This window comes from Pseudomonas sp. m6p (assembly GCF_055760375.1).
In genome coordinates, this window is sequence record NZ_CM147084.1 from 3,192,577 (window position 1) to 3,205,654 (window position 13,078).

Genomic DNA, 13,078 nt, shown 5'->3' on the forward strand with positions numbered 1-13,078 from the left:
GATTTTTGTGTGGACACCAACATGACCCAACGCTGCAATTCCTACTACACCGCCACCCTTCAACAGGACACCGACTACCCGACCCTGCAAGGCCGACATCAAGTCGATGTGGTGATCATCGGCGGCGGTTTCACCGGCGTCGCCACCGCCGTCGAACTCGCCGAAAAAGGCCTGAAAGTCGCCATCGTCGAAAGCCACAAGATCGGCTGGGGCGCCACCGGACGCAATGGCGGACAAGTCACCGGCAGCCTCTCCGGCGACGGCGCGATGCGCAAACAGATGCGCCCGAAACTCGGTGATGAAGTCGACGATTTCATCTGGCACCTGCGCTGGCGCGGGCATCAAATCATCCGGCAGCGGGTCGAGAAGTACGGCATTCAGTGCGACCTCAAACACGGTCATCTGCACGCGGCTTACAAGCCGAGCCACATGGACGGTTTGCGCAATGATTACGAGGAAGCCGTGCGTCGTGGCCTCGGTGACGAAGTCAGCCTGCTCGACCGCAGTCAGGTGCGCGACCTGCTGCAGAGCGACCTCTACCACGGCGCGATCAAGAACACGCGCAACATGCATCTGCACCCACTCAACCTGTGCATCGGCGAAGCGCGGGCGGCGGAAAGTCTCGGCGCCTTGATCTTCGAAAACAGTGAAGTGCTGGAGATCATTCACGGCAAGAGCCCGGGCGTACGCACCGCCCACGGCCAGATCGACGCCAATCAGGTGATGCTCGCCGGCGACGTTTATCACAAGCTCGAACCGGGCCAGCTCAAGGGCAAGATTTTCCCGGCCATGGGCGGCATCGTCACTACCGCGCCGCTGGGTGATCTGGCGCGGCAGATCAACCCCGAAGACCTCGCGGTGTACGACTGCCGTTTCGTCCTCGACTACTACCGCCTCACGGCTGATGGTCGTCTGCTGTTTGGTGGCGGCGCGAACTACAGCGGCAAGGATTCACGGGACATCGCCGCCGAGCTGCGCCCGTGCATCGAGCAGACCTTCCCGGCGCTCAAAGGGGTGCAGATCGACTATCAGTGGAGCTGCGCGATGGGCATCGTGATCAACCGCATCCCGCAACTGGGCAAGCTCTCGGACAACGTCTGGTATTGCCAGGGCTACTCGGGACACGGCATCGCGACGACACACATCATGGGCGAAATCATGAGTCGCGCGATCACCGGGCAGATGGAACAGTTCGACACGTTTGCGCAGTGCCAGCACATTCGCGTGCCGATGGGGGATTTGCTGGGCAATCCGTTGCTGGCGGCGGGGATGTGGTATTACCAGATGCTTGAACGCCTTCGCTGACACCCCCGATCCCTGTAGGAGCTGCCGAAGGCTGCGATCTTTTGACTTTGTTTTTAAGATCAAGATCAAAAGATCGCAGCCTTCGGCAGCTCCTACAGTGTCCGTGTCGTACTCAACCTGATGTACACCACCAAAACCTGTGGGAGCTGGCTTGCCAGCGATGAGGCCATCAGCCTCAGCACAAAACCTCAGTCCGGCAACTGCTCCACCACAATCCCCAACCGCCGATAATCCTCGACACTGCCCGACGCCACATGCCGCTCGGTAATCAGCGTATGCAGTCGCGTGCACGGCGCCACCACAAACGGCTCCACCGCCCCCAGCTTGTCCGCCGTGGTTACCGCAATCACCCGCGTCGCGCTGTCGAGCAGCGCCTGTTTCACCGGCACTTCATCGAAGTGCAGCGAGGTGATGCCCACTTCCGGGTGAATCGCACAAACGCCGGTAAAGGCCAGATCCGCCTTGATCCCGGTCAGCATGCGTACCGCCTCGTGCCCACCGGCCGACATCGTGCGTGGGTTCAGTTGCCCTCCGGCGAGAATCACTTTCACGCCCTTGTACTCAGACAACGCAATGGCCGTCATTGGCGCTGCGGTTACCGCGGTGATCTGGATATCCGCCCGCAGCGACCGCGCCACCTGCAACACGGTCGAGCCGGAATCGAACAGCACAATCTGCCCGTCCTCGACCTCTCGCGCCGCCCGTTGCGCCAACTGCACTTTGACCTCATCGGTCTCATCCAGCCGGGTGAAGTAATCCTTGCCGCTGTCCTTGGGCCTTGGCAGCGCCCCGCCGTGCACGCGCTGCACCAGTCCGGCGTTGTCCAGTTCGGCGAGGTCGCGGCGGATGGTGTCTTCGGACACGGCGAAATGCTGGCTCAACTCGGAGGCCATGACCTTGCCGTCGCGCTCGAGGATCAGGAGGATTTTCTGCCGGCGCAGGGAGGGCAGTTCGGTGACCGAATGATCGTGCATGGTTTTGCCTGTTTGTGCTTGTAGTTGCAGGTTTTGCCGAGACTAGCGAAAGCCTCGGGCAAACACAAACCGGCGGGTATCAATTGTTTCGATCATTGGAATCAACAGGCCGAATTTTTTCTTTGCATGGCGCCTGTTCAGAATGGCCTCACTTTAAAAAGGCTCAGGATGAACAGCTGATGAATCTCAATTTTGCGTTTGCGTGCATGATCGTGGTGTCTTTTGCGATTGCCCTGGGCCACGCCTGATACGTCACACCGACGCCGCCAGATGCTCGCGAAGCCATTTGTGTGCCGGATCGCGATGCGCGCGCTCGCCCCAGAACATCGCCATTTCGTAGCCCGGCACCTTCAGCGGTGCGTCCACCACCTGCAACGCCGGGTTGCCGCGCACCAGCCGTGACGGCAGCATCGCCACCAGATCAGTACTGGCCAGCACCGACATCACCATCAGAAAATGCGGCACCGACAGCACCACTTTGCGCGCCAGACCGACCTCGGCCAGCGCCTTGTCGGTGACCCCGAAAAAGCCCCCGCCCTCGCGCGACACCATCACGTGTTCCAGCGCGCAGAACTGTTCGCGAGTCGGCTTACGCTTCAACCCCGGATGCCCGACGCGACCGGCCAACACGTAATGCTCGGTGAACAGCACCCGCTGATGCAGATCCAGCGGCGCGTCTTCGGTGATGTGCAGCGCCAGGTCAAACACGCCCTGCTCCGCCTGCCTGGCCAACTGCGCCGGCATCAGATCGAGCACCGCCAGCCGCGTGCCCGGCGCCTGAAGGCGCAAACCGCTGAGGGCTGGCAGCACCACCGTCGACTCGCCGTAATCGGTCGCCGCGACTTTCCAGATGTGGCGGGCCTGCGCCGGATCGAACGCGCTGGCCGGCGCCACCGCGCGTTCCAGTGCTTCCAGCGCCTCGCGCAACGGCTCGCGCAGTTCATCGGCCCGCGCCGTCGGGCGCATGCCCCGTGGTCCGGGCAGCAACAGCGGGTCGCCGAAAATCTCACGCAGCTTGGCCAGGTGCACACTGACCGACGGCTGCGACAGGCTCAACCGCTCTGCGGCGCGGGTTACGTTGTGTTCTGCCAACAACACGTCTAGGGTCAACAGCAAGTTGATATCCAGACGTCGTAAATTATTCATGGCTATACCTGACATATCAGACATTCATTTCCAATATACCGATCAAGGATTGATCCTGCCTGCATTCAACCAAGGAGTTGCCACATGAATGTGCTACTGGTCTACGCCCACCCCGAACCCACTTCGCTCAACGGCTCGCTCAGGGACTTCACCGTCCAGCGCCTGCAAGCCGCCGGCCACACCGTGCAGGTCTCCGACCTGTATGCGATGAACTGGAAGACCACGATCGACGCCGATGACGCTCCCGGTCGCGATGAAAGCCGGCCATTCCACGCCTCGATCGATTCGAAACTGGCTTACCAACAGGGCCGGCAGTCCGCCGACATCGCCCGCGAGCAGGAAAAACTGCTGTGGGCCGACGCATTGATCCTGCAGTTTCCGCTGTGGTGGTTCACCATGCCGGCCATCCTCAAAGGCTGGGTCGAGCGCGTGTATGCCTACGGGTTTGCCTACGGTGTCGGCGAACACTCCGATGCGCGCTGGGGCGAGCGCTACGGCGAAGGCAAGATGAAAGGCAAACGCGCGATGCTGCTGGTCACCACCGGAGGCTGGGATTCGCATTACAGCCCACGCGGGATCAACGGGCCGATTGATGATTTACTGTTTCCGATCCAGCACGGCGTGCTGTTCTACCCCGGTTTCGACGTGGTGCCGCCCTTCCTGGTGTACCGCGCCAGCCGCATGGATCAAGCGCGGTTTGCCGAGACCTGCGAGGCACTGGGCACGCGTCTGGATGAATTGTGGAGCACGCGGCCGATAGCGTATCGGCAGCAGAATGCAGGGGATTATGAGATTCCGGCGTTGACGCTCAAGGACGATGTCGCCCCCGGTGAGGAAGGCTTCGCCGCGCATCTGCGTTGACCCGAAAAAAAAGATCGCAGCCTTCGGCAGCTCCTACAGGGAAAACGTAATTCCTGTGTAGGAGCTGCCGAAGGCTGCGATCTTTTGCTTCTAATGTGCTGTAGGCGCACCGGCCCGACGTCCAGGCCGGATCAGCTTTGTTCCCGCACTCGCCGCACCTGCACCAACAACGCCGGCGCAAAGTGCAGCAACACCATCCGCGCCAGATGATGCGTGAGGATAAACACCACATTCAGCCCACCGGCAAACGCGACAATCGCAATCGTCTCGATCGCCCCCGGCATATACGCCAGCCACAACGACAACGGATCACTGTTCAGCCAGCGCGCGGCGACTTCGGCAAACGCCGCCGCCACCACAATCATCAAGCCGACCGACACCAGCGCCGTCCGCCCATGCCGACCCAATTCTGCAAGACCGAGCCCCTGAAAACGCGAGCCGATCCGCACGCCCAGAATCAGCGCCGCCAGATTCAGGCTCCAGTCCGGCATGTGAAAGCCATGCAGCCATCCCGATTTCACAAACACCGCCGTCAGCAGAATCGCCGTCAGCATGAACGGCGCCGGCACGCCGATTGCCAGCAGCATGCGCCCAAGCACCACGCTCAAACCGATCAGAACGAATACGGTCAACGCCATACCCGTGCTCAACGGAGCGCTTTCAACCACCGCCACCGATGCCTGCCCGGGAATCAAAAAGCTCACCAGCACCGTGATCAGCAACAAGCGCATCAGGTGCACGATGATGACCTTGCTCGAAGCCTTTTCCGACTCCAGTAAATCGAACACCGCCGCCAGTGCGCCGGGGTATACCGCCAACAGCGCATCGGTGCGATTCCATCCTGCGCCGCGGGTCAGCCACCATCCGGCGAGGGCGATCTGTACGGTCAGGCATAGCAACAGGACGCCGAGGCTTGGCAACATCGCCGACGCCGTTGCACTGTCCCACGCCTCGAACATCAGCCCGGTGGCGATACCCAGCGTGACCTGGATGTAGCCCAGGCCATACGGGGTTGCGGGGGCAAAACCGCTGCGCGTGGTGACCCATGCGGTGACGAGGATCGCCCCCAGCAACAGGCCATGAGGAACACCGCTGACCTGCAACGCAGCGCCAACGGCGGCCGCGATCAACAAACACAGAATCGATTTCATTTTTTCGCCTTCCTGGCTATTTCCCTGATGTATCCCACTCCCCTGTAGGAGCTGCCGAAGGCTGCGATCTTTTGACTTTGTTTTTTAAAAGCAAGATCAAAAGATCGCAGCCTTCGGCAGCTCCTACAGGGTGGGATTCGTTCTTACGTGCGCAACCGCCCAATCGCCCGCCGATACTTCTCGACCCGCTCCAGATCCTCCCAACTCGGCGAGGCGATCCGCGACAGGTCGCTGTTCTCTTCCAGATCCGCCAGTTTCACCACCCGGCCAATCGGGTTCTGCGCCGCGCGCTCGACGAAATCCTCGTAAGACTCGCCGGGCACTTTGGTCACTGATTCAATCGCACTCAGCACTGCTTCGCTGAAGCCTTCCTTGCGCAGGTCATCGAGGCTGATGTCGCAATCCTCGACCACGTCGTGCAGCACGGCGACGATGCGTTCTTCCAGCGAATCCATGCGCAACATGACTTTCAGCGGATGCAGAATGTACGGTGCACCGCCCTTATCGACCTGCCCGGCATGGGCGGTGGCGGCGATGGCGATAGCGCGTTCGAGGGTCTGGGTCATGGAAATTCCTCGGGTTAGAGGCCGTAACGGCCACCGACGTGGATATTGCGTTTAAGCCAGTTGCCGATTGTTTTCAAACGCCCCACTGGCTGGGCATGTTGCTCAAGCAGCATGGACACCAGTGTCACTTGATCCGCCGCCGGATGCGCATCGATCACCTGCGCCACCCACGCACAATCGGCCTTCTTCAAATGCTCACGCCATTCGCCGGGCCAGCCATCCAGCTCATCCAGCGCCAACCACCGCGCCCCGCCCTGATTGGCATGCCCACCGCCAATCGATTGCTCGAAGCAGAATGGCGTCGCCGGTCGGGACTGGTCGATGCTGAAAATGTAGATGTCTTGAGTGGGGTGCTGCGGGGTGGGGGCGTTGTTGCGGCTGCCGATTTCAATCATGCGCGGTTCCGTCCGTGGGTGAGGCGTTACAACGTGTTTCGCAGTCTACGACGTGGTGTCGATGGGGGGAACCATTGGCGATGAGATGTAGACGGACAACTGAAATGGTTCAACCCACCCTCTTTTGTGTAACATTTCCAAACCAACGTATTTACAAGGATGTTCACCGTGTCAGGAAAACCTGCTGCTCGAGTTACTGATCTAACCTCCTCCTAATGCTTGGTGCGCCTTAGCTAACTGAATGTATGCAAGAGTGACAGCCGCATGAGATTCATCAAAAAAATAATGGCACTGATAAAGCCAGAACCTAGGCAAGAGCAACTAGCCGGATACAGCAAACAGGAGCTTAAAAGCGTGTTTGCTCGGCCTTTAGCTCAGACCAACCTACCGGTTCAGCCTCCCACTACTTCATTGGAAAGCGCTGATATCTGCGCATTTTTTTCGCAGTTCCTAATCGACCCTAAAGATTTGGTTGAATTTGAATCACTCGTCGAATCTCACTTCAGAAAAAATACTGAAAGAACCTTCAATGACCTTCCGGTATTTGAATACGAAAGCGCATTGAGCGGAGACCGACTGATATTCTTCGCATCTACTAGAGAATTCAACTCCGTCACGATTCGTTTGATAACTAATAGCCTTGAATTTTTAACGATGCTTAACCGCAAAAAATTTGCGGCTCCTCCACCTTGGTTTGCTTTTGAAGGCTACGAGCCTGCTTGGTGGGGAGGCAGCATGCAAGGTGCTCAAGAGTATTACGACAACAATTACTTTTTCAGTTTTTTCACTCAATTAAGTGACATTGAAAAGCAATCTTATTATTCGAGGTTTGGCGCAACTGATGAGTGGATCGAAAGGTTAGAATTAATGTACGACACCGAGTGATTTGAACAGGAGCACCTTCGCGTACTCTCACCGGAATGGTTGATGGAACCTTCCGAGACGAACCTATCTCGAAACCATAAGCGCCCCGCTCACGATCAAACACGGGGCCATGGGAGAGTTCCGCGATGAACATCCGAATGTTGCTCCTGATCACCACCTTCACCGTCATTCCCACCTGCGTCATGGCCGAAGGCTGCGACGTCCAGACCCAATCCTCCAGCGCCTCGGTGTCAGCCGTGGAAACCCACAGCTGCTACGAATATGAAGGCATGCCCGTCAACTCCATCGACTGGTCGTGCAGCAATGAGAGCAAAGACATGCTCAGCAGCACTAAAACCAAAGTCGACCACTGCGCTGATCACTATCAGGCCACGTGTATCGCCACGATCACCCAGGAATCCCTGGCCAACCCGCACTCCACCAGCAAAGACAAAAACGCCAAGGCGCTGAACATCCCCGACAACGCCCAAGTGACCACGTATTACTACGACGCGGAGCATTTGGCCCAGGCGCGAATTGATTGTGAGAACGGGGGTGGGCATTGGAAGGCGAAGTAAACGTTTGATATCTGTGTTTGCAACAGGCAAAGAAAAGCCCGGCTCTAAAGACCGGGCTTTTTAGTACGCAATATCCGTTAACCACCGCCGTTACCCCCACTGCTGCTACCGGACGGTTGACCTGCAGGGCTGGGCTTGGAGGCAGAAGGCACCGGCCCATTGTCGGTCTTGCCACCATCCCCACCCTTGGGCAGCGAATCGACATCCGGATCGGCATTGGTGGCAGGGGACGCCGGGTCGCGAGTCTGGCTGTTGCCGTCGTTGGCCGTTGGGGTGGGCGTATCGCTGGCCGCGATCGCATACAGCGAGCTGCCGGACAGCAACGCCGCGAGGGTTAACACCGCAATTTTATGGTTCAGCATAGTGGCTCTTCCTTTGCTGGGTGAGTTACAGCATTGGAAGAAGGTCTGTGGCGAAGGTGCGGTGGGTCGGACGAATGGTTATCCCCGGAAAAACTCGCGCAAATTCGATATCTGAAAACTTCGTAGGAAAACACTTCATGTGGCGAGGGAGCGTGCTCCCGCTGGGCTGCGAAGCGGCCCCAAAACCGAATAGTCCGTTTCTCCCGGATGTGCCGCAGGCCGCGAATTACGCCGACTGCGTCGCCGAGCGGGAGCAAGCTCCCTCGCCACGGGTTCGCTTATCACGTCCTACAGGTCGGTTGTCGCGGTTGGAATTGCTGCCTAGAGTGGGGTTGTCGCTGAGCAAATTCAGCACCAGGGTTTCGCAGCCCTGACGATACGTGTAGTAACCTGACGCCCCAAAAACGGTGGCGGTCGCAGTAGCGCCCGACAACCGCACAATGGTGGCTGTGTGTGGGAGATCTTCGGGTCTGCCGGGTTCCTCGTATCCTCGGTCTGCGAACCCGCACATGGCTACCACCCTTCGACTCGCAGCGAGCGGCAGTAGCTCTTCTCACAGATACGAGGAAGCTTTACTTATGCCGATGGATAAGCCGCTCCGCAATTACGCGAATATGTCCCACCCCGCCACTGAGCAGCCCGTCCTGTTCGTAGATGCCGACGCGCCACTGAGTGACCTCCACGCCTGCGTCAGCGAGCGCCTGAATGCAGTCCTCAAATATCTGGACCTCATGGCCTGCGTCCACTTCCCCGATCACGCCGAACAAGACATCAATACCGTCACCACGATCGCCAGGATCTTGGTTCAGGATGTGTGTGATGTGTTTAGGGTGATTGAGAAGCGGGACACTTGAGGTCATCAGTTAGGACTCGTTACGTTTCAGCAACAGTATTCACGTTTCTTTTGTGAATTTGCTAAGGCGAATTCTCGATACGACTCGGAAACCACACTCTCTTTCTAAGAGATGGCTATGGAATTCGCGATATCAATTTGATAGCTTCAAGGCCAGCCATTGGCCATCAGCAGTTCGGCAAGCAGCAAAATGCCGAGTATTTAGTGACTCAAGGCTGTGATTTTTCTAACGAACCCTTCAAAAAGTAAGGCAGAAAAAATGACAGACAGACGACCTATTAACCCCAACGTGAATGTTCCAAAGCCAGGCGGTGGTGAACAATCTCGTTCCAGGAACAATGATGGTCAAATCCGCGACAAACGCAGTGATGCGGGTAAGTCAAAGAAAAAATAAGTTTGAAAGCGACAGGCTCACCAACCAAGTCTGTCGCCTTTTTTACAGCAAAAAAAGAGCCAGAACATCAGTAAAAATACAATACCCACCGAGAAGCAAATGCCTGAAACTTACCACAGCAACAGCTTAGACGACTTCAACAAAATATCCGTCGACGACAACCTAAACGGATTACAAGTTAGCTCAATAATACTTCAAAGCACCGACTACATTGTATTTCGTTCCAACGGACTATTAAGATATAACGCAAAAAACCTTGCCCAAAGCACAATTGCTAAAATCAGCGAGCTAACTGCACTCGAAGCCAACTCATTCGAAAAATTCAAACACACTAAATCTCGCGTAACAGACAGCCATACCGTTTCGATACTAAGCGAGATATTCGGATGCGACTGCACTGATGACGAAACCATTAAAAAAATAGACAACAAACTAGAAGCATTTCGCGATTTCATAAACAAAGAGCCCGCTCCAAGCCTAATAATCGATTCAAACAAAGACTTCACAGTTTATCTTGACAATAAAAACATCGCCCAATACGAACTCAAAGATAAGTCACTTGAAAAATCAAGCGCACTGGACGATTTTTATAAAACCCGAGCATGGGGAATGGCAGTACTTCCAGACTCAAAATTTCGAATCCTAAACATAAAGCTGGGAACATGCCTTACCATAGGCTTCAAAGCCACGCTAACAAACGAAAAAAACATCAACTCAACTGTATTCACCACAGCAATATCATTCATTGAGAAAAGCATTACCGACAGAGCAAAATTTTATCTAATCCTACACTCCCTCATTCTCTCACTTATCTTTATCGCCGCATCCGCAATCACCTACTCTAAATTTCAAAGCACTACAGCACCAATGCTAAATCTACTCTTAATCGGAGTCCTTGGCGGTGTCTGCGGCGCACAAATTTCTGTATTACAGAGATCAAAGGACTTACAAGTAGGTCTTTACGAATCTACGAGAATGATTGTCCTACAAGGCTTAGTGCGAGTAGGACTCGGATGTGCATTTGGTGTAATTTCTTTAATTGCATGCAAAGCAGGGCTATTTCTTGATTTAATGAAAGAAAGCAATAGTAGACTTTTCATACTAGCTATCGTTGCGGGATTTAGCGAAAGGCTCATCCCTGACTTCATAGAAAAGACCGGTAAAGAAAAAGGGTAAATCTCCAATAAAAAGTGAAGCAATCAACCATTGCCTGCTTCACTTTTTTATTTTTAAGGGCGCATCAAGCATCACCCTAAAATCGATACCGCAAGCTTTATATAATTCAAAAATTCGCCGGCGTATTCGCACTAATAATCTCAGCCTCATCCGCCCCGATATTCCGGAACTTATGCGGCAGCGTCGTCGGAAAGTAATACCCGTCCCCCGCACTCAACACGCTCACCTGCCCGTCCACCGTCAACTCGACCGTGCCGCGCGTCACCAACCCACACTCCTCGCCTTCCGCATGCACGATAGGCTCTTCGCCGGAACTCGCACCCGGGGCGTATTGCTCGCGCAACAAACGCATCTGGCGGCTTGGGACGGAGGCGCCGATCAGCAGCAGGCGCAGGCCGTGGCGGCCGAGGTCGGGTTGCTCGTTGGCGCGGAACACGTATTGGTGTTCGCGCGGGGGCTGGTCGAAGGTGAAGAAGTCGGCCAGGGACATCGGGATGCCTTCGAGCAGCTTTTTCAGCGAGCTGACGGAAGGACTGACGCGATTCTGTTCGATCAGGGAGATGGTGGCATTGGTCACGCCGCTACGCCGGGCCAGCTCGCGCTGGGAGAGTTTGTAGCTTTCGCGTACTAGTTTGAGTCGAGAACCCGTATCCATGACAGCCTTATGTGAGTAGTACTTAAGGGTAATGGGGGTGGGTGGCGGGTGCCGCGCAAGGCGCGCGGATCACGTTGCTCCCGTGTCCCGGAACCGTGAAAGGCGGCTATTAAATCACGTTTGCCGGTGTTGCTCAGCAGGTTCGATGGACGGTGCGGTAAAAGTCCTTCTGGCCTAGGTAATACAGGCACTGTGAGAGCGAGCCTGCTCGCGAAAGCGGTGTGTCAGACGACATGGAGGTTGGCTGATATGGCCTCTTCGCGAGCAGGCTCGCTCCCACAGTTGGATCTCTTTTGTGTCAGTTAACTTGATAGCGGTTGTCAGGCCGCTATCGCTGGCAAGCCAGCTCCCACAGGTTTTGTGGTGTTTGTGGGACTGAGGGTGCTAGTGCTGGCCTCATCGCTGGCAGGCCAGCGCCCACATTTTGAGCTTTGGTGTTTCAGGTAAAAAACCGGCGGGGTCTTGGGGGCCGCCGCCGGGGAGGTAACTTAGATGCCGAAGCGGTCGCGCAGCGAGTAATACACGGCGCCGAGGGCGGTCAACGGGGCGGAGAAGGTGCGGCCGCCGATCATTGGCATGTGCGGGAGCGAGGCGAAGGCGTCGAAGCGTTCGGCGTCGCCACGGATCATTTCCGAAATCAGTTTGCCGGCCAGGTGCGAGCAAGTGACGCCGTGGCCGCTGTAGCCCTGCATGTAGTAGGCGTTTTTCTCGATGCGGCCGAATTGCGGCATGCGTGACATGGTCAGCAGGAAGTTGCCGGTCCAGCGGTAGTCGATTTTCACGTCCTTGAGCTGCGGGAAGGTCTTGAGGATCTTCGGCCGGATCAGGGTTTCGATGTCGTCCGGTTCACGGGCGCCGTAGACCACGCCGCCGCCGTAGAGCAGACGGTTGTCAGCGGTGAGACGGTAGTAATCCAGCAGGTAGTTGCAGTCTTCGACGCAGTAGTTGTTGGTGATCAGGCTGCGCGCCTGCTTTTCGGTCAACGGTTCGGTAACGCAGATCTGCGAGCCGCACGGCATGCTCTTGGCGGTCACGCGGTTGTCCAGACCTTGCGGCAGGTAGGCGTTGCCGGCGATCAGCAGGTACTTGGCGCGGACCTGGCCTTTGGCAGTGCGCACGACGTTGGGCTCGCCGTATTTGATTTCCACGGCAGCCGATTGCTCGTAGATCTTGCCGCCCAGGCGCACGATGGCCGCGGCTTCACCGAGGGCCAGGTTCAGCGGATGCACGTGGCCGCCCTGCATGTCCAGCAGGCCGCCAACGTAGGCGTCAGAGCCGACTTCGCGACGAATGTCGGCAGCGTCGAGCATCTTCAGATTTTTGTTGCCGTAACGTTCCCAGCTGCGCTTCTGCTCGGCCAGGCCGTTGAGTTGTTTCTTGTTCATCGCTGCGAAAATGCCGCCCGGGCGGTAGTCGCACTTGATGTCGTAGTCCTTGATCCGCGAACGGATGATATCGGCGCCTTCGAAGATCATGCTGCCGAGGATTTCCGCAGTTTTGTCGCCGTAGCGCTCTTCGATCACATCGACGTCGCGGCTGTAGGAGTTGACCAGTTGCCCGCCGTTGCGGCCACTGGCACCGTAGCCGACTTTCGCCGCTTCGAGCACCGTCACTTTGTAGCCGGCCTCGGTGAGGAACAGCGCCGAGGACAGGCCGGTGTAACCGGCGCCGATGATGCAGACGTCGCACTCGACCGACGCTTCAAGGGTCGGGAAGTCGATGACTTCGTTGCGGGTGGCGGCGTAGTAGCTGTTGACGTGTTGTTGCTTCATTTTATTGTTCTCCGAGGGTCGCTCAT

At 56.8% G+C, this 13,078-nt stretch carries 14 protein-coding genes; 6 read left to right on the forward strand and 8 right to left on the reverse strand.

The window, feature by feature from the left end:
- Window positions 1-21: 21 nt before the first annotated feature.
- Window positions 22-1,305, forward strand: a complete 1,284-nt coding sequence (locus ACYZUM_RS14405; RefSeq protein ID WP_108183056.1) for an NAD(P)/FAD-dependent oxidoreductase — start codon at window positions 22-24, stop codon at window positions 1,303-1,305.
- Between the two features lie 188 nt (window positions 1,306-1,493).
- Here the strand turns inward: ACYZUM_RS14405 and ACYZUM_RS14410 are convergent, their stop codons facing one another.
- A complete protein-coding gene (locus ACYZUM_RS14410) occupies window positions 1,494-2,279 on the reverse strand; it encodes a DeoR/GlpR family DNA-binding transcription regulator (RefSeq protein WP_108183057.1) in 786 nt (261 codons plus the stop codon).
- A gap of 252 nt (window positions 2,280-2,531) precedes the next feature.
- Window positions 2,532-3,425: a LysR family transcriptional regulator gene (locus tag ACYZUM_RS14415; protein WP_262949358.1), complete on the reverse strand. Its 894-nt coding sequence runs from the start codon at window positions 3,423-3,425 to the stop codon at window positions 2,532-2,534.
- A gap of 84 nt (window positions 3,426-3,509) precedes the next feature.
- Here ACYZUM_RS14415 and ACYZUM_RS14420 point away from each other — a divergent pair, with 84 nt between their 5' ends.
- The gene (locus ACYZUM_RS14420; RefSeq protein ID WP_108183059.1) at window positions 3,510-4,286 is read left to right on the forward strand and encodes an NAD(P)H-dependent oxidoreductase; all 777 of its coding nucleotides are present in this window, start codon (window positions 3,510-3,512) and stop codon (window positions 4,284-4,286) included.
- Between the two features lie 131 nt (window positions 4,287-4,417).
- Here the strand turns inward: ACYZUM_RS14420 and ACYZUM_RS14425 are convergent, their stop codons facing one another.
- From ACYZUM_RS14425 to ACYZUM_RS14435, 3 genes are all read right to left on the reverse strand, one after another.
- A complete protein-coding gene (locus ACYZUM_RS14425; protein ID WP_108183060.1) occupies window positions 4,418-5,437 on the reverse strand; it encodes an AbrB family transcriptional regulator in 1,020 nt (339 codons plus the stop codon).
- Between the two features lie 143 nt (window positions 5,438-5,580).
- Window positions 5,581-6,003: an HD domain-containing protein gene (locus ACYZUM_RS14430; protein WP_108183061.1), complete on the reverse strand. Its 423-nt coding sequence runs from the start codon at window positions 6,001-6,003 to the stop codon at window positions 5,581-5,583.
- Window positions 6,004-6,017: 14 nt separating this feature from the next.
- Entirely contained in the window at window positions 6,018-6,398 is a 381-nt protein-coding gene (locus ACYZUM_RS14435; RefSeq protein WP_108183062.1) for a hypothetical protein, read from the reverse strand.
- 264 nt (window positions 6,399-6,662) lie between these two features.
- On the opposite strand from ACYZUM_RS14435, the gene ACYZUM_RS14440 reads away from it, so the two are divergent.
- Both ACYZUM_RS14440 and ACYZUM_RS14445 read left to right on the forward strand, forming a co-directional pair.
- Complete coding sequence (locus tag ACYZUM_RS14440) at window positions 6,663-7,283, forward strand: hypothetical protein (protein WP_108183063.1); 621 nt, start codon at window positions 6,663-6,665, stop codon at window positions 7,281-7,283.
- Between the two features lie 125 nt (window positions 7,284-7,408).
- The gene (locus tag ACYZUM_RS14445) at window positions 7,409-7,840 is read left to right on the forward strand and encodes a hypothetical protein (RefSeq protein WP_108183064.1); all 432 of its coding nucleotides are present in this window, start codon (window positions 7,409-7,411) and stop codon (window positions 7,838-7,840) included.
- Window positions 7,841-7,917: 77 nt separating this feature from the next.
- Here the strand turns inward: ACYZUM_RS14445 and ACYZUM_RS14450 are convergent, their stop codons facing one another.
- Window positions 7,918-8,202 carry a hypothetical protein gene (locus ACYZUM_RS14450; protein WP_108183065.1) on the reverse strand — a complete coding sequence of 95 codons (285 nt, stop codon included), beginning with the start codon at window positions 8,200-8,202 and terminating at the stop codon, window positions 7,918-7,920.
- A 578-nt stretch (window positions 8,203-8,780) separates the two neighbouring features.
- Between ACYZUM_RS14450 and ACYZUM_RS14455 the strand changes: the two genes are divergently transcribed.
- Both ACYZUM_RS14455 and ACYZUM_RS14460 read left to right on the forward strand, forming a co-directional pair.
- Window positions 8,781-9,056, forward strand: a complete 276-nt coding sequence (locus ACYZUM_RS14455; RefSeq protein WP_108183066.1) for a fructose-bisphosphate aldolase — start codon at window positions 8,781-8,783, stop codon at window positions 9,054-9,056.
- Window positions 9,057-9,548: 492 nt separating this feature from the next.
- Window positions 9,549-10,625 (forward strand): hypothetical protein, encoded by a 1,077-nt coding sequence (locus ACYZUM_RS14460; RefSeq protein WP_108183067.1) that lies wholly within the window; start codon window positions 9,549-9,551, stop codon window positions 10,623-10,625.
- A 106-nt stretch (window positions 10,626-10,731) separates the two neighbouring features.
- Here the strand turns inward: ACYZUM_RS14460 and ACYZUM_RS14465 are convergent, their stop codons facing one another.
- Window positions 10,732-11,280, reverse strand: a complete 549-nt coding sequence (locus ACYZUM_RS14465; protein WP_011333561.1) for a cupin domain-containing protein — start codon at window positions 11,278-11,280, stop codon at window positions 10,732-10,734.
- Between the two features lie 488 nt (window positions 11,281-11,768).
- On the reverse strand, window positions 11,769-13,052 hold the full coding sequence (locus ACYZUM_RS14470) for an NAD(P)/FAD-dependent oxidoreductase (RefSeq protein ID WP_108183068.1): 1,284 nt from the start codon (window positions 13,050-13,052) through the stop codon (window positions 11,769-11,771).
- Between the last annotated feature and the right edge of the window lie 26 nt (window positions 13,053-13,078).

Coding starts and splice junctions, on each gene's coding strand:
- ACYZUM_RS14420 (WP_108183059.1), top strand. CDS start 3,510: ATGAATGTGCTACTGGTCTACGCCCACCCCGAACCCACTTCGCTCAAC.
- ACYZUM_RS14405 (WP_108183056.1), top strand. CDS start 22: ATGACCCAACGCTGCAATTCCTACTACACCGCCACCCTTCAACAGGAC.
- ACYZUM_RS14450 (WP_108183065.1), bottom strand. CDS start 8,202: ATGCTGAACCATAAAATTGCGGTGTTAACCCTCGCGGCGTTGCTGTCC.
- ACYZUM_RS14465 (WP_011333561.1), bottom strand. CDS start 11,280: ATGGATACGGGTTCTCGACTCAAACTAGTACGCGAAAGCTACAAACTC.
- ACYZUM_RS14440 (WP_108183063.1), top strand. CDS start 6,663: ATGAGATTCATCAAAAAAATAATGGCACTGATAAAGCCAGAACCTAGG.
- ACYZUM_RS14415 (WP_262949358.1), bottom strand. CDS start 3,425: ATGAATAATTTACGACGTCTGGATATCAACTTGCTGTTGACCCTAGAC.
- ACYZUM_RS14460 (WP_108183067.1), top strand. CDS start 9,549: ATGCCTGAAACTTACCACAGCAACAGCTTAGACGACTTCAACAAAATA.
- ACYZUM_RS14455 (WP_108183066.1), top strand. CDS start 8,781: ATGCCGATGGATAAGCCGCTCCGCAATTACGCGAATATGTCCCACCCC.
- ACYZUM_RS14410 (WP_108183057.1), bottom strand. CDS start 2,279: ATGCACGATCATTCGGTCACCGAACTGCCCTCCCTGCGCCGGCAGAAA.
- ACYZUM_RS14430 (WP_108183061.1), bottom strand. CDS start 6,003: ATGACCCAGACCCTCGAACGCGCTATCGCCATCGCCGCCACCGCCCAT.
- ACYZUM_RS14435 (WP_108183062.1), bottom strand. CDS start 6,398: ATGATTGAAATCGGCAGCCGCAACAACGCCCCCACCCCGCAGCACCCC.
- ACYZUM_RS14445 (WP_108183064.1), top strand. CDS start 7,409: ATGAACATCCGAATGTTGCTCCTGATCACCACCTTCACCGTCATTCCC.
- ACYZUM_RS14425 (WP_108183060.1), bottom strand. CDS start 5,437: ATGAAATCGATTCTGTGTTTGTTGATCGCGGCCGCCGTTGGCGCTGCG.
- ACYZUM_RS14470 (WP_108183068.1), bottom strand. CDS start 13,052: ATGAAGCAACAACACGTCAACAGCTACTACGCCGCCACCCGCAACGAA.